Origin of the sequence: Mycobacterium heckeshornense, from assembly GCF_016592155.1 — a bacterium.
Lineage (GTDB): Bacteria > Actinomycetota > Actinomycetes > Mycobacteriales > Mycobacteriaceae > Mycobacterium > Mycobacterium heckeshornense.
Map to the genome: position 1 here is coordinate 4,484,649 of NZ_AP024237.1, position 15,550 is coordinate 4,500,198.

Sequence of the window (15,550 nt, forward strand, 5' to 3'; positions counted from 1 at the left end):
CCCGCTCAGGCCAGCCGCCGCAGCCTCGGCGCGAGATCTTTTTCGAACAGCCGCAGGAAACGCCGCTGATCGTGACCCGGCGCATGGAACACCAGGTGGTTGAGGCCGTAGTCGAGGTAGGCCCGGACCTTTTCAACCGCTTCGTCAGGATCCGAAGCGACGATCCAGCGCTTGGCGACCTGGTCGATCGGCAACGCGTCGGCCGCCTTCTCCATCTCGATCGGGTCGTCGATGCTGTGTTTTTGCTCGGCGGTCAGCGACAGCGGCGCCCAGAACCGGGTGTTCTCCAGCGCCAGCTCGGGATCGGGATCGTAGGAGATCTTGATCTCGATCATCTTGTCGATGTCGTCGAGGTTACGATCGGCCGCCCCGGCGCCCTCCCGCACGGCCGGGATCAACTTGTCCCGGTACAACTCCTCGCCTTTGCCGGAGGTGCAGATGAATCCGTCGCCGGCGCGGCCGGCGTATTTGGCCACCGCCGGGCCACCCGCGGCGATGTAGATCGGCACCCCGCCCTCGGGAACGTCGTAGATCGACGCGCCCTTGAGGTGGTAGTAGTCGCCGTCGAAGTCGACCCGGTCACCGCGCCACAGCTCGCGCATCAGCCGCACCGCTTCGCGCAGCCGGGCGAACCGCTCCTTGAACTGCGGCCAGGCGCCCTCGTAGCCGGTGGCGATCTCGTTCAGCGCCTCCCCGGTACCCACCCCGAGGAAAACCCGGCCCGGATACAGGCAGGCCATGGTGGCGAACGCCTGGGCGACGACGGCGGGATTGTACCGGAATGTCGGGGTGAGCACCGAGGTGCCCAGCTGGATGCGCTCGGTGCGCTCGCCGACCGCGGTCATCCACGACAGCGAGAACGGGGCGTGCCCGCCCTTGTGCCGCCATGGCTGGAAGTGGTCGCTGACCGTGGCGCTGTCCATACCGTGCGCTTCGGCGGCGACCCCGAGCTCAACGAGCTCTCGCGGCCCGAATTGTTCCGCTGACGCCTTGTAACCGAGTTTGAGTTCAGCCACCCGTCTTTTCTACTCCCCTGCCTTCGGGTCAGCCGCTGCGCCTGCTGGCTAAGCTCGCGGACATGGCACCGGTGCTCCACGCCGTCACCGAGGCGGTGCACCTTGTGCAGGGGGAAGCGGTCAACTGGCTGGTCGTCCGCGACGACACCGGCGTCATGCTGATCGACTCGGGCTATCCCGGCGACCGCGGCGACGTGCTGGCCTCGCTGCGCCAACTCGGCCACGAGCCGCGCGACGTGCGGGCGATCTTGCTGACGCACGCCCACGTCGACCACCTGGGCACGGCAATCTGGTTCGCCAAACAGCATGGCACCCCGGTGTATTGCCACGCTGATGAAGTGGGACACGCCAAACGCGAGTACCTGCAACAAGCCTCGCCGGTCGATGTCGCCTTGCGGGTGTGGCGGCCCCGCTGGGCGATGTGGGCCGCGCACGTGGTGCGCAACGGCGGCCTGATCCGCGACGGTATCCCGACCGTGCAACCGTTGACCACCGACATCGCCGCCCAGCTGCCCGGCCACCCGATGGCCATCCCCACCCCGGGGCACACCAGCGGGCACTGCTCGTACGTGGTCGACGGGGTGCTGGCCAGCGGCGACGCCCTGGTCACCGGGCACCCGCTGTGCCGCCGCAGCGGTCCGCAAATGCTGCCGGCGGTGTTCAGCCACAACCCAGCCGACTGCGTCCGCAGCCTGGCCGCACTGGCGCTGCTGGAGACCGAGCTCCTGGCACCGGGGCACGGTGAGCTGTGGCGCGGCCCGATCCGGGAAGCCACCGAGCAGGCCGCCGCACTGGCCCGCGGGTGACAATCCGGTCACGCCTACTTCCCGGCAGCCGTTGGCGGCCGGCGCCGCCCGCCCGTGCTTGCGGATGCCGGCCCTAGCCGTCGAGCGCGACGCCCCGGGGTAGCCGGTCGCTCAGCGCAGCCACTTCTCGAACGCGATCGGATGAAACGGCCCCCAGGACGGTAGCGGCTCGTCGAGGCGGGTATAGCCGGCGGCGCGGTAGAGCGCCTCGGCCTCAGGCTGGCGGTTGCCGGTGATCAGGTACACCCGCCGATATCCGCGCGCCGCGGTCTGCGCCTCCAATTCGGCCAGCAGCGCCGCGGCGTAACCACGGCGGCGGTGCGCTCGGTCGGTCCAGATCCGCTTGAATTCCGCGGTGTGGGCGTCGTAGCGCCGAAATGCCCCACCGGTGACCGGGGCCCCGTCGAGCACACCGATTACCAGCCCGCCGTCGGGCGGTGCCAGCTCGGCAGCCGGCACCCGCAGCCAGCTCAGATGGGTCTGCGGCGTGCCGCCGTACCGTTGCGCGTATTCGGCGGCCAACTCGGTCAAGAGCGGTTGGGCCAGCGGGTCGTCCTGGTCGGCCGAGACGAAACGCAACTGGCTGGTCGCGCGCGGTGCAGACATCATTGAACCGTTTAACGCCTATCGGCCGACCGCATTCCGGGCTTGCCCGCCGAACACTGCGGTGACGTAAAGGCTTGACACCGGCGCGTCGGCCCGCGCGCCGCGCCGAAGCCCGGGCAGGCCGGTGGCGACGCATACATCCGCCAGCGGGGTGTCGACCGTCTCCCAGCCGTGCGCCGCCAGGTATGCGGCGACGTGGTCGTGCTCGCCGGGGAAGGTCAGCTCACTCATGTCGATGTCCAGGCCGTGTTCTCGCCACCGCGCGGCCAGGGCGGGCTCGTGGCGGGCCTGCAGGTGGCTCGGGCCGTGATCGGCGGCGAACCGGCTACCGGCCGCGCTGAGCGCGGTGACGTTGTCCAGCAACCGATTCTGCGCGTCCGGCGGCAAGAATCCGATGAGCAGGCCTTCGGCGATCCAGGCGCTGGGTTGGTTGGCGTCGAAGCCGACCCGGCGCAGCGCCGCGGGCCAGCCCCGCCGCAGATCGACGCCGACCGCGCGGCGTTTCGCCGTCGGGGCGGCGCCAAGAGAGCGCAGGGTCCCGGGTCTTGAACTCGATCACGTCGGGCTGATCGAGTTCGTAGACCGTGGTGCCGGGCGGCCACCACAGCCGGTACGGGCGGGCATCGAGGCCCGACGCCAGGATCACCAGTTGGCGGATGCCCGCGATTGCGGCGTCGGCGCAGAAGCCGTCGAAGAACCGGGTGCGCACCGCGAACAGATCGGTCATCGTCCCGAACACGAAATCGTCGCCGAGGTCGACCATGTCAAGCTCGCCGGCGGCCAGCCGGATAAAAAAAGTCGACGCCGACGGCCCGCACCAACGGTTCGGCGAACGGATCACTGATCAGGCCGCGCTTGGTGGCCACCGCCCGGGCAGTCGCCACCATCGTTGCGGTGGCGCCGACGCTGGTGGCCGGGTCCCAGCTGTCGTTGTCAGTTCGCACCATCTCGCTCCCTCGACGCGTCACAGCGGCGCCACGTCGCCGCGACCGCCGCGCGCCGGCGTCCGGGCGCGCAGAACACCGACACACACACCACGTCGACACCCTGCCAGCCGGCACGCACCATGCCGTGACAGTACCTGCCACCTTGATCGCAGCCGCACGATGAATGTAAGTTCGTCGGCAATGAATACCGATTCACCCGGGTACGTATGACGGACAAGCTCGCGCTGGTGACCGGCGCCGGTTCCGGGATCGGCAAGGCGATCGCGCTGGGTTTCGCTTCTCAAGGCCACCGGGTCGTTGCCGCCGACATCGACGAGGCGGCCGCGCAGGCCACCGCCAAAGAGCAGCCCGGGTTGATCACCGCGCTGCCGGTCGACGTGGCCGACCGAGCGCAAGTGGACACATTGCGGGATCGGGCCCACGCCGAGGTTGGGGTGCCCAACGTCGTCGTCAACGCCGCGGGCTGGGATCGCAGTCACGAGTTTCTCGATGCCACAACAGAATTCACCGAAAGGGTGGTGGCGATCAACTACCTCGGACCGGTGCACGTCTGCAGCGCGTTCCTGCCCGGCATGATCGAGGCGGGCGGCGGCGGGCGGGTGATCAACCTGGCCAGCGACGCCGGCCGGGTTGGCAGCGCCGGCGAAACCATCTATGCCGGCGCCAAGGGCGGTGTCATCGCGTTCACCAAGTCGCTTGCGAGGGAGATGGCCCGCCACCGGATCACGGTCAACTGCGTGTGCCCCGGCCCGACCGACACCCCGCTGTTCGCGGCAATGCCCGAGAAGCTGAGAGCCGCTCTGATCAAGGCGATTCCGTTCCGGCGGTTGGCACGACCCGAGGAGGTCGCGGCGCCGGTGCTGTTCTTCGCTTCGGATTGCGCGTCGTTCATCACCGGCCAGGTGATCAGCGTCAGCGGCGGCCTTACCATGGCCGGATGACCAGCTTCAACCCGGCCGATCCGCTCAACCTGGATGCGTCGCTGTCCAGCGACGAGCTCGCAGTGCGCGACACGGTGCGCGAATTCTGCGCCGAGCATGTCGCTCCCAACGTCGCCGAGTGGTTCGAGATCGGTGACCTGCCGGTGCGCGCACTCGCCAAAGGCTTCGGCGAGCTGGGTTTACTCGGCATGCATTTGAAGGGCTACGGCTGCGGCGGGGCGTCAGCGGTGCACTACGGATTGGCCTGCCTGGAGCTCGAGGCCGCCGACTCGGGAATCCGGTCGCTGGTGTCGGTGCAGGGCTCGCTGGCGATGTTCGCGATCTGGAACTACGGCTCCGAGGAGCAGAAGCAGCAATGGCTGCCCGGCATGGCGGCCGGCGAACTGCTCGGCTGTTTTGGGTTGACCGAACCCGACGTAGGGTCGGACCCGGCGGCGATGAAAACCCGTGCGCGACGGAATGGTTCGGACTGGGTGCTCAACGGCCGCAAGACGTGGATCACCAACGGCTCAGTCGCCGACGTTGCGATCGTGTGGGCGATCACCGACGACGGCATCCGCGGCTTCATCGTTCCCACCGATGCGCCGGGCTTTACCGCCAACACGATCCACCACAAGCTCTCGCTGCGGGCGTCGATCACCAGCGAATTGGTGCTCGACGACGTGCGGGTACCTCAGGATGCCTTGCTGCCCAAGGCGATCGGCCTGCGTGGACCGCTGGCCTGCCTGTCGGAGGCACGCTATGGAATCATCTGGGGAGCGATGGGCGCGGCGCGGTCGGCGTGGCAGGCCGCACTGGACTACGCCATCCAGCGCACCCAGTTCGGCCGTCCGATCGCCGGATTCCAGCTGACACAGGCCAAACTCGTCGACATGGCGGTCGAACTGCACAAGGGTCAGCTGCTGGCGCTGCATCTGGGTCGGCTCAAAGACAGTGTCGGGCTGCGGCCCGAACAGGTCAGTTTCGGCAAACTCAACAACACCCGGGAGGCTATCGAGATCTGCCGCACCGCTCGAACTATTCTGGGCGGCAATGGGATATCACTGGAATACCCAGTGATCCGGCACATGGTCAACCTGGAATCGGTGCTGACCTATGAGGGCACAGCCGAGATGCACCAGCTGGTGCTGGGCCAGGCGCTCACCGGTCTGGATGCCTTCCGATGAGCGCGCTGACCTACACGTCCGAGCACCAGCAGTTCCGGGAACTGGTCCGCGATTTCGTGCGGCAGACCGTCCTACCGGCACACGAGGACTGGGAACGCGCCGGATGCTGGGACCGATCGCTGTTCACCGAGGCCGGGAAACTGGGGCTGTTGGGCTTCCCGGTGCCTGAGGAGTTCGGCGGACCAGGAGTCGACGACTTTCGCTACCACGCGATCCTGATCGAGGAGCTCCAACGGGCCGGTGCGGCGGCTGAGGCGGTCGCGTTCTCGCTGCAAAACGATATTGTGCTGCCCTACCTCGTCGATTTGACGACCGAGGCACAGAAGCGCCGCTGGCTGCCCGGTGTGGTGACCGGCGAGACGGTGCTCGGCATCGCGATGACCGAGCCCGGCGCCGGCAGCGATCTGGCCGGGATTCGCACCACGGCGGTGCGCGACGGCGACCACTATGTCGTCAATGGCGCGAAAACCTTTATCTCCAACGGGCAAACCGGTGACCTGTTCGTCGTCGCCGTGCGCACCGGGCCGGACCGGCACAAGGGGCTGTCGCTGCTGGTGGTCGACGCCGAAACACCGGGGTTTGACCGCGGCCGCAATCTGGAGAAGATCGGCCTGCACGCCCAGGACACCAGCGAGCTGACCTTCACCGACATGCGGGTACCCGTCGACAACCTTCTCGAAGAAGAGGGCATGGGCTTTTATCAGTTGATGAACAACCTCCCGCAGGAACGACTCTCGCTGGCGGTGGGTGCGGTCGGCGCTGCGGAAGGTGTACTGGCCGAAACCCTGGACTATGTCCGCCAACGGCAGGCGTTCGGCGCCCCGATCGCAAGTTTGCAGAGCACCCAGTTCGTACTCGCCGAGTTGTCCACCGAAATCGACATTGCGCGAACGTATCTCGACGACTGCATCGCAGAGCATCTGCACGGTGGGCTCACCGCCGCTCGGGCAGCCCGGCTGAAATGGTGGACGACCGAGCTGCAGGTGCGCACCGCTGACCGTTGCCTGCAACTGCACGGTGGCTACGGCTACATGCGCGAATACCCGGTGTCACGGGCCTTCGTCGACGCCCGCATTCAAACCATCTACGGTGGGACCACCGAAATCATGAAGACCATCATCGCCAAAGACCTCGGTCTGTGATGACAGTTCATTTCGGCGATTACGCGGACCTTCCAGTCGAGGAGGCCGTGCGCGCGGCCCGGACGAACTCGCGGCGCCGACAGGTGCTCGACGCCGCGGTCAAGGTCATGAGCAAGACCGGGTTTCACCAGATGTCCATGCAGGATCTGGCCAGCGAAGCCAACGTCAGCGTCGGCTTGATCTACAAGTATTTCGGCGGCAAGGAGGATCTGCTGCTGGCGACGATTGTGCGCATCCAGGAGGCATTCCGCGACCAGCTCGCCCCGGCCATGCAAGCCGCCGGCGAGAACCCCGTCGAGCAGTTGGCGGCCGGCATCCGGCGCTACATCGAGATCGTCGACGAGAACCTGGATGCGGTGGTGCTGACCTACCGCGAGAGCCGCACCCTCGACGCGGCCGGGCGCGCCCGGATCAAGGAGTTCGAAATCGCCACCGCCGCGCCGCTGCGCTCTGCGATCGAGGCCGGAATCGCCGAAGGCGTATTCCGCGACGCCGACGTCGACCTGGTGGTGTTCGACATCATGTTGCTCGCCCACGGATGGGCGTTGAAGCATTGGCATTTCGGGCCGATCTACAGCCTCGACGAGTACATCCGCCTACAAACGCGCCATGTGCTCAACGCGCTGGGGGTTGACCCGAGAGGCTGATCCGTGTCGGAACGGTGGCGGTTCGTCGTCGCCCGGTGGGGCGGACCCGACCGGGCTGTTTCGCGGCGTTGGCGCGGTTTTGGGCGCGGGTGCGTCGCCGCTTTAGGCATCGTCACGCCGCGATCACGGCAACGATCGGTGCTGGAGCCGTCCAGATCACCGTGCCGTCGGGTAGCTGTTTGTCGTGCCAGCCCCAGACGTTTTGAGCAAACGGTTAAGGCGGCAAAGGCATTTCAGCTTCGATGCAGGTGTGGGTCCACCTCGGTGTAGGTGATCGTATGGTCGATATCACCGCGCAGCGCGGGGCGATCACAAACCGGGGAAGCGACACGTCATGTCCCCGCAACGCACGAAATGGGCCAACCCGCGTGAGGGCGTGGGCGTGACGTCGCCCGGATGAATCAGCGGGTGCAGCTTGGCCGTGCGGGCCAACTCAGCCACCGGCTCGGGTGGGATGAGGCCGGCGGCGCCGATCGTCGTACCCGGAGTTGGTGCCCCGCCATCCAGGCTGGCCTACTCGGCGATCACATGAACGGCCCTGCGCCCTTTGGATAACGCGCGGCCGGCAACTAGGGCTGCGGTTGGACGTGCGTTTTGCCGTTGGTGTAGGTGATGGTGCCGTGCTGGAAAGTCTGCCGCCAGCCACCGGGGATGTCCTGCTGGTCGCGGGTCGGGTAGCCCAGCGGCCCCCCTGGGCCGCCGTAGTCGTGTTTCCAGGTGTCGCGGATGGCGCCCATCACGATGTGTGCGCCGGTTTGCGGCGTCCAGTAGATTCCGCCGCCTTCGAATTTGGTGTAACGGCCCCCGCCGGGGCCCGCTTGCTCATTGCTGATCGGCGACCCTAGCGGGCTGTTCGACGCCCCGACCTCGTTGTATTTCTGCAGGATCGCGCCTTGCACCAGGAATTTGCCCGCGGTGGCCGCAAACCATTGGGTGGTGATGCCGGCCGCGCTGGCCGGACTGCTCGAGCTTGCGGTACTCGAGCAGCCGGTCGCGACGAGTCCCGCGACCGCCATCGCCAGGGCCAGCCGGCTGACGGTCATGTTGGCCTCTCCCTAAGCGTTAAATTCGTCGCGACAGAACGGATTTCAGCGGCTCTTTCGGCCGAGTCGGCCCGGCTGACACGGTGGATCAGCCGCGCCGTGGGGGCACCCACCGACCGCGGGTCGGTCAGCGCACGCTGCGTGGATCCCTGGACCATCGCGGTATCCCCTTCGGTGCAATAGAACGCGACCGTAGCATTACCGGGACCCCCAATACAACGGGGCCGTAAAATTGCAGCCGTGGCGACGCACGAGCGACCGCGCCGCAAATACGCACCGCGGCTATCACGCGAGGCACGCCGGGCTCAGCTATTGGACGCGGCGCTGGACGTGCTGGCCGGCTGCGAACTGCACGAGCTCGCCATGGAAACCGTCGCCGCCGCGGCTGGCATCGCGAAGCCCGTGGTGTACACCGTTTTCCGGACGAAAGCGGAGCTGGTGGCAGAGCTCCTGGCCCGCGAGCACCAGCGCGGAATTGCCCAGGTTGCCGCGGCCATGCCCACCGACCTGACAACACCGGGACCGGCCGGCGCCTACGCCGCGTCCATCACGGCGTTTCTGCAAGCCGTGCTGGCCAACCCGACGCGCTGGCGGCTGATCCTGACCGCGCCCGACAGCGCCCCTCGCGCCTACCGCGACTCGCTGCGTCGCACCCGTTCGGCGATCCTGGCCCAAGCCGAAGACCTGGCGCGCACCGGGACCACGCTCATGCCGCAACTGGCCGGCGTCGATCCGCACCTGCTCGCCCACACCCTGCTGTCGTTCGCCGAGATGCTGGGACGCCTTGCCCTTCGCCATCCTGAGGCCTATCCGAGGAAACGTCTGGAGACCTTTGCCGCGACGTTGATGGCGTCGCTTGCGCAGAACAAGTGATGAGCGCGGCAGCTTCGGCGTTGCTTCTAGCGGTTATTGTGGACGCATCGAGCTCGCCGAAAAGGAGCCTTCGACGGCCAACACCGGCAAGACGCCACCGAGTGACCCGCTTACGTCCGGCGAACGCCGCGCCGCGTCGATAGTGCTCGGTGTCATCGCGAGTGCCGTTGCAGCGGTTGCGCTCTGGTGGGCCCTCGGTGGTCGCTCACCGGGATTTGACGGCTCCGGCGATGGCTGCGTGACAGTCGCATTTCCAAGCTCGATGGGTGGGGGGATCGAGCATCAATGCGGTGCGGCCGCGCACGACTGGTGCCGCACTGCCGGCGCCCGGCAAGACGCGCACGCGCTGGCAGTTCAGGCGCAGTGCCGGGTCGCGGGCATTCGGCCGTAGGCCCGTCACGCACCGCGTCGACGGCCAAGTGACCGGGCCGCAGTTGCATTTCCGCGCTGACGCACCAGCAGGCGCGGCGGAAATTCAGATTTAATAATCCGTTATCCGGCAGAAACCCCCCGGTGCGATAGTTTGACCGTTCGCTGGAGCCCGTACGGCAGCTGACCGGGAGGGTACGGCCGATGAACCCTTATCCAGATTGGATCAACTCGGGCGATAACGCTTGGCAGTTGGTGGCCGCGACCCTGGTCGGGTTGATGAGTATCCCCGGCATTGCGGTGCTGTACGGGGCTCTCGTCCAAAAGAAGTGGGCGGTCAACACAATGCTGATGGCGTTCACCGGATTTTCGCTCGTGTTGGTGGTGTGGGTGCTGTGGGGATTCAAAATGGGCTTCGGCCAGCCCCTCAAGCTCGGCCCGGGAATCTTGCAGTCCGCGGTGGGCAAGCCGCGGTCCATCCTGGGTGCCGACAATCAGCATCAGGCATCCATCCCACTGCTCGACAGCGGGATGCCGAAGTTCCGGTTCTCCGAGACCACCCTGGCCTACTTCCAGTTCGTGTTCGCTGCCATCACCCCGCTGCTGTTCCTGGGCAGTGTGGTCGGCCGGATGAACTTTAAGGTGTGGCTGATATTCGTTCCGCTGTGGTCGACGTGTGCCTATTCGGTCAATGCCTTCCTGATGTGGGGCGGCGGCTTTTGGGCGCAGCCACATGCCGGGGCAGTCAAAGCGTGGACCACTGGGGCGCTGGACTTTTCGGGCGGCTACGTGATCCACCTGGCCGCCGGCACCAGCGGCTTTGTCGCCGCCGCGGTGATCGGGCCCCGGCTGGCCCGCGACCGCCAACGCGCAGTGCCCAACAACCTGCCGATGGCCGCGGTGGGGGCCGGCATCCTCTGGCTGGGCTGGAACGGGTTCAACGGCGGCGACCCGTACTTCGCCGGAACCAATGCCTCGCTGGCCGTGCTCAACACCAACCTGACCACTGCGGTGGCCCTGCTGACGTGGGTGATCTGGGACATCTTTGCCAGCCGCGACCGCAAACCCACGTTCCTGGGCGCGATCAACGGAATGATCGCCGGGTTGGTGGCGATCACCCCCGCCGCCGGCTTCGTCACCAGCTTCGGCGCCATGGTCATCGGCGTGGTGGCGTCCTCGGTGGTGTGGATGTCCTGGAACTGGCTGGGCCGCACCCGGCCCTTCAAGAAGGTCGACGACACGCTCGGTGTCGTGCACACCCACGGCGTGGCCGGCCTGACCGGTGGATTGCTGGTCGGCGTGCTGGCCGACCCCCACATCGTTTTTTATCTCGGTAACGGCAAAGATGTCGCCGACGTCACCGCAGCGGGCTGGCTGTGGGGCCACCACCCCCAACAAATCCTGATTCAGCTTGGCGCCGCGCTCACCATCATCGCGTGGGACGCCTTCATCACCTTCGCGATCCTGCGCATCCTCGGCTTGTTCATGAAGCTGCGCGCAGACGACGAGACCTTGGAGCTCGGCGACATTGGCGTGCATCAAGAAGAGGCCTACCCCGACGAAACCATCGTTACCGGCCGTCTCGACGAGACTGTTATCGCCGGAACGCCAACAAGGCACGGCGCGGCGAAACATGCCGAACCAGCGGAGAGCTGACGCCGCGATGAAGCTGGTCACCGCGATCGTCAAGCCCTTTACGATCGACGACATCAAAGCCGCCGTTGAACGCGCGGGTGTGCTTGGCCTGACCGTCACCGAGGTGCGCGGCTACGGTCGGCAAAAAGGTCACACCGAGATCTACCGGGGTGCCGAATATCATGTCGACTTCATTCCCAGGATGAAGGTCGACGTGTTGGTACATGAGGAATCGGTGGACCGTGTGGTCGACGGGATCATCAAAGCGGCCCACACCGGCAAGATCGGTGACGGGAAGATCTGGGTGACCGCCGTCGACACGGTGGTGCGGGTGCGAACTGGTGAGCGCGGCGCAGAAGCCATCTGACCATCACCTCGGCGCACCCCAGATCAGCGAGGCAAGCGCGGGCTTCGCTCGTTGAGCAGATCGATGACCTGCGCGGCCAGTTGCTCGATGTCGGCGTCGGTGGTGTCGAGCACCAGATCCGGACGATCGGGTGGCTCGTAGGGCGCGTCCACACCGGTCAGACCGGCAAGCTGGCCGCTGCGAGCGCGCGCGTACAGGCCTTTGGGGTCACGCTTTTCGCATTCGGCCAGCGGCGTGGCGACGTAGACCTCGATGAAGGGCAGTTTCGCAGCGTCGTTGAGCGCGCGGGCGATCTCGCGGTCCGACTTCAGGGGCGACACCAGCGACGCCAGCGCCACCACGCCCGCATCAGCGAGAAGACGGGTCAGATGCCCTACCCGCCTGATATTTTCAGCGCGGTCGCCGGGCGAGAAACCCAAGTCGTCGGACAAGCCGTGGCGCAGGTTGTCGCCGTCGAGCAGATAGGCCACCCGCCCAGATTCGACGAGCGCGCGCTCCACCGCCACCGCGATCGTCGACTTGCCGGAGGCCGGCAGGCCGGTGAACCAGATCGTCGCACCTGGCTGCCCGGTGGCCTGCCACCGGTAGCCGCGGTCCAGCGATGAGGGATGCCAGCGGATATCGGTGCGTGGATGCGCGCCCGGCTTAACCTCCCGCGCCTCGAGGATGGTGCCGGCACCGACGGTGTCGTTGGTGGACTCGTCGATCAAGATGAACGCGCCGGTATCGCGGTTGTCGGCGTAGGCATCGGCGACGACGACCGAGCTGGTCCGCAAGGTCACGGTGCCGATGTCGTTGAGCGCCAACTCAACCGGGTTGTCCAGCTCGTCGAGCGTTTCAGGATCTACCCGCGAATGCAGCTCCTGAACGGTTGCCCGCACGGTCTTGGTGGTCTGTTTAAGGGCTAGCCGATCGCCTGCCCGCAGCGGAGTGTCGACGAACCAGCACACCGTCGCGTCGAGCTCGCGGGCCAGCACCGGCCTAACCGCGTCGTCGGCCCCGCTGACGAGCATGTCGCCGCGGCCCACATCGATGTCGTCGGCCAGCTCGACCGAGACCGACAGCGGCGCAACGGCTGTCGTGCGGTCATCATCGAGGACGTCCAATACCGTCACCGTCGAACCGGTGCCCGCGGGCAGTGACACCACCGGGTCGCCGACGCTGAGCGTACCCGCTGCGAGCCGCCCGGTGTAGCGGCGGCGGATCTCGGCGGTGGGCCGTGATACCCATTGCACCGGCAGCCGCAACCGCGACGCCTCGGCTTGCGGCGCCGCCAACTCGACGCCTTCCAGGTATTCCAACAGGGTCGGCCCGGAGTACCACGGCGTGCGCTCGGAGCGATGCACCACGTTGTCGCCATGTTTGGCTGCGATCGGGATCACCGTGATCTGCACGCCGCCAAGACGCGCCGCCATCTGCCGCAGCTGGTCCTCCACCGCTTCGAATCGGACCCGGTCGAACTCGATGAGGTCGATCTTGTTCACTGTCGCGACGAGATGCTTGATACCCAACAGCTTTGCGATCCAGGCATGTCGGCGGGTCTGGCGCAGCACTCCGGCGCGCGCGTCGACCAGCAGGATCGCCACATGTGCGTTGGATGCGCCGGTGAACATGTTGCGGGTGTAGCGCTCATGGCCGGGCGTGTCGGCCAGGATGTAGCTGCGGGATTGGGTGGAAAAGAATCGGTAGGCGACGTCGATCGTGATGCCCTGCTCGCGTTCGGCGCGCAACCCGTCGGAGAGAGCCGCCAGATCAGCGATGCCGTCTTCGCCGGTGACCGCCGCCAGGTGGTCCAGTGGCAGGCTGTCGGTGTCGTGCAGCAGCCGGCCGATCAACGTGCTCTTGCCGTCGTCCACCGAACCCGCGGTGGCAATGCGCAGCAATTGGCGCGTGATGCCTTTGGGCAGCAACGTTTTTTCCGCGCTGACCATCAGAAATAGCCCTCCCGCTTGCGGTCCTCCATCGCAGCGGCAGACGTGCGATCGTCGGCGCGGGTTTCGCCGCGCTCGGATACCGTCGCCGCGGAGATCTCGGCGATGACGCCCGCGATGTCGGTGGCGTGCGAGCGTACCGCCCCGGTGATGGTCAGATCCCCCACGGTGCGGTAGCGCACCCACTCCACCGAGGCACGCTCGCCGTCAGCGGGTCTGGCATAGTCCGAGACCGCCAGCAGAATGCCGTCGCGTTCGAAGACCTCGCGTTGGTGTGCGAAGTAGATCGACGGCAGCTCAAGGTTTTCCAGCTGGATGTAGCGCCACACGTCCAATTCGGTCCAGTTGCTGAGCGGGAACACCCGCACCTGCTCGCCCTTTTTGATTCGGCCGTTGTACAGCGACCACGGCTCCGGGCGTTGTGCACGGGGATCCCACTGACCGAACTCGTCGCGGAAGCTCAAAATCCGTTCCTTGGCGCGGGCACGTTCCTCGTCGCGGCGGGCGCCGCCGAACGCCGCGTCGAAACCGCCGGCGTCCAGCGCATCGAGCAGTGTGCGGGTCTGCGCCCGGTTGCGCGAGGCTCCGGGCCCGGGGTCGGGCACGCGCCCGCTGTCAATGGATTCCTGCACCGAGGCGACGATCAGCTTGTGCCCGTGGCCGCTGACCCGCCGGTCGCGGAACTCGATCACCTCGGGAAAGTTGTGACCGGTGTCGACGTGCATCACCGGAAAGGGCAGCGGCAGCGGACGAAAAGCTTTTTCCGCCAACCGAAGTAACACAATCGAGTCTTTGCCGGCGGAAAACAGCAGCACTGGGCGCTCCAGTTCGGCGACCACCTCGCGGATGATGTGCACCGCCTCGGCTTCCAGCAGCCGCAGTTCGTCGACGCGGCGCGCGTCGGTCGGCGCGCATTGCGGCGTCACGTGCAGGCTATTGGGCACCAACAAAGACTAACCGGACGCAAATCCGACCGCCGGGATGGATTACGTTCACAGTGAGCAAAACTCTGGGCTGTGTCTGGTCCGCGACGGTAGCAGAAGGTGGCTGGTACACGATGAACCCCATAGAGCGTGCCGCTCGTGCCTTCGATGGCTGGCAGCAGCGGCATCCGGTGGCCGGGTTTCCGATCGCCGTGGTCAAGAAATTCAGCGACGACCAGGCCGGCTACCACGTTTCGCTGTTGGCCTACTACGGCTTCGTGGCGGCGTTTCCACTGCTGCTGGCGCTGACCGCGATCGTCGGTGTGGTATTGCGGTCACACCCGAAACTGCAAGAGCACCTGGTGAATTCGGCATTCGCCGAGTTTCCGATCGTCGGCGGGCAGATTCACCAGCAGCTGGGCGTCACCCACTTCGGGAATACCCTCACGCTGACCATCGGGATACTGGGCTCCCTGTACGGTGCGCGCGGTTTTGCCTACTCCCTGCAGAACACCCTCAACACACTGTGGGCGGTCCCCAAGGTCGACTGGCCCGGCTTTCCGCACCGATACCTGCGCACGGTCGCGACGCTGTTGATGCTGGGGTTGATCGTCGTGGTCACCGGCGCCTCAAGCGCGGCGGCCATCAAAGCGGCGTCCTGGGGCTTCGGCGGCTGGCCCGCGCGGACGGTCAGCTTCGTGGTGGGCAGCGCATTGGGAACAGGGTTTTTCCTGGCGCTGTTCCGGGTCGCGGCGGCCAAACAGGTGGACACCCGCGCCATGATTCCCGGCGCGCTGATCAGCGCCGTGGGCTGGCAGCTGCTGCTCACCGCGGCCGGCGACATCGTCACCCACCAGCTGCGCCACGCCCAGGCGGTGGCCGGATTCTTCGGTGCGGTGCTCGGGCTGCTGGCGTGGCTGGCGCTGCAGGCGACGGTGCTGGTCTACGCGATCGAATTCGACGTCGTGCGCACCAACCGCTTGTGGCCCCGCAGCATCGTGCAGCCGCCGCTGATCGAGGCCGACAAGGCCTACTACAGCCAAGCGCTGCGCACCGAAACACGCCGGCCCGAACAGCGGCTCGACATCGCCTACGACGCCGCCGAGCAGGACGAGGACTCACCCACCGGGTAAGGGTC

At 66.7% G+C, this 15,550-nt stretch carries 14 protein-coding genes and 1 pseudogene; 9 read left to right on the forward strand and 6 right to left on the reverse strand.

All coding sequences use genetic code 11. The annotated features are described in order from the left end of the window. Positions 1–5 precede the first annotated feature (5 nt). Entirely contained in the window at positions 6–1,016 is a 1,011-nt protein-coding gene (fgd, locus tag MHEC_RS21670) for a glucose-6-phosphate dehydrogenase (coenzyme-F420) (RefSeq protein ID WP_048889476.1), read from the reverse strand. 62 nt (positions 1,017–1,078) lie between these two features. Here fgd and MHEC_RS21675 point away from each other — a divergent pair, with 62 nt between their 5' ends. Then, positions 1,079–1,822, forward strand: coding sequence for an MBL fold metallo-hydrolase (locus tag MHEC_RS21675; RefSeq protein ID WP_048889475.1), 744 nt, complete (start codon positions 1,079–1,081; stop codon positions 1,820–1,822). A gap of 111 nt (positions 1,823–1,933) precedes the next feature. Here the strand turns inward: MHEC_RS21675 and MHEC_RS21680 are convergent, their stop codons facing one another. Next, positions 1,934–2,428, reverse strand: coding sequence for a GNAT family N-acetyltransferase (locus MHEC_RS21680; RefSeq protein WP_082169458.1), 495 nt, complete (start codon positions 2,426–2,428; stop codon positions 1,934–1,936). 18 nt (positions 2,429–2,446) lie between these two features. Further along, positions 2,447–3,375, reverse strand: a pseudogene (locus tag MHEC_RS21685) (SAM-dependent methyltransferase). Positions 3,376–3,581: 206 nt separating this feature from the next. Here MHEC_RS21685 and MHEC_RS21690 point away from each other — a divergent pair. Genes MHEC_RS21690 through MHEC_RS21705 form a run of 4 tightly spaced genes read left to right on the forward strand, consistent with a single transcriptional unit; the run spans position 3,582 to position 7,271 of the window. After that, the gene (locus MHEC_RS21690; RefSeq protein ID WP_048889472.1) at positions 3,582–4,316 is read left to right on the forward strand and encodes an SDR family NAD(P)-dependent oxidoreductase; all 735 of its coding nucleotides are present in this window, start codon (positions 3,582–3,584) and stop codon (positions 4,314–4,316) included. Then, positions 4,313–5,482 carry an acyl-CoA dehydrogenase gene (locus MHEC_RS21695; RefSeq protein WP_048889471.1) on the forward strand — a complete coding sequence of 390 codons (1,170 nt, stop codon included), beginning with the start codon at positions 4,313–4,315 and terminating at the stop codon, positions 5,480–5,482. Before MHEC_RS21690 ends, MHEC_RS21695 begins: the two co-directional genes overlap by 4 nt. Then, positions 5,479–6,624: an acyl-CoA dehydrogenase family protein gene (locus tag MHEC_RS21700; RefSeq protein WP_048889470.1), complete on the forward strand. Its 1,146-nt coding sequence runs from the start codon at positions 5,479–5,481 to the stop codon at positions 6,622–6,624. Before MHEC_RS21695 ends, MHEC_RS21700 begins: the two co-directional genes overlap by 4 nt. Further along, a complete protein-coding gene (locus tag MHEC_RS21705; protein ID WP_048889469.1) occupies positions 6,624–7,271 on the forward strand; it encodes a TetR/AcrR family transcriptional regulator in 648 nt (215 codons plus the stop codon). Before MHEC_RS21700 ends, MHEC_RS21705 begins: the two co-directional genes overlap by 1 nt. Positions 7,272–7,840: 569 nt before the next feature. On the opposite strand, the gene MHEC_RS21710 is transcribed toward MHEC_RS21705, so the two are convergent. After that, a complete protein-coding gene (locus MHEC_RS21710; RefSeq protein ID WP_235434706.1) occupies positions 7,841–8,314 on the reverse strand; it encodes an LGFP repeat-containing protein in 474 nt (157 codons plus the stop codon). A 240-nt stretch (positions 8,315–8,554) separates the two neighbouring features. Here MHEC_RS21710 and MHEC_RS21715 point away from each other — a divergent pair, with 240 nt between their 5' ends. From MHEC_RS21715 to MHEC_RS21725, 3 genes are all read left to right on the forward strand, one after another. Continuing rightward, positions 8,555–9,187 (forward strand): TetR/AcrR family transcriptional regulator, encoded by a 633-nt coding sequence (locus MHEC_RS21715; RefSeq protein ID WP_048889468.1) that lies wholly within the window; start codon positions 8,555–8,557, stop codon positions 9,185–9,187. Between the two features lie 573 nt (positions 9,188–9,760). Continuing rightward, on the forward strand, positions 9,761–11,212 hold the full coding sequence (locus tag MHEC_RS21720) for an ammonium transporter (protein ID WP_048889466.1): 1,452 nt from the start codon (positions 9,761–9,763) through the stop codon (positions 11,210–11,212). 7 nt (positions 11,213–11,219) lie between these two features. Then, positions 11,220–11,558, forward strand: a complete 339-nt coding sequence (locus MHEC_RS21725) for a P-II family nitrogen regulator (protein WP_048889465.1) — start codon at positions 11,220–11,222, stop codon at positions 11,556–11,558. A 23-nt stretch (positions 11,559–11,581) separates the two neighbouring features. Here MHEC_RS21725 and cysC read toward each other — a convergent pair whose 3' ends face one another. Together cysC and cysD are read right to left on the reverse strand one after the other, a co-directional pair. After that, positions 11,582–13,489, reverse strand: a complete 1,908-nt coding sequence (cysC, locus tag MHEC_RS21730) for an adenylyl-sulfate kinase (protein ID WP_048889464.1) — start codon at positions 13,487–13,489, stop codon at positions 11,582–11,584. Further along, on the reverse strand, positions 13,489–14,433 hold the full coding sequence (cysD, locus tag MHEC_RS21735) for a sulfate adenylyltransferase subunit CysD (RefSeq protein ID WP_235434705.1): 945 nt from the start codon (positions 14,431–14,433) through the stop codon (positions 13,489–13,491). The genes cysC and cysD overlap by 1 nt, the downstream gene beginning before the upstream one ends. Positions 14,434–14,546: 113 nt before the next feature. Here cysD and MHEC_RS21740 point away from each other — a divergent pair, with 113 nt between their 5' ends. Beyond that, on the forward strand, positions 14,547–15,545 hold the full coding sequence (locus MHEC_RS21740) for a YihY/virulence factor BrkB family protein (RefSeq protein WP_048889462.1): 999 nt from the start codon (positions 14,547–14,549) through the stop codon (positions 15,543–15,545). Positions 15,546–15,550: the final 5 nt, after the last annotated feature.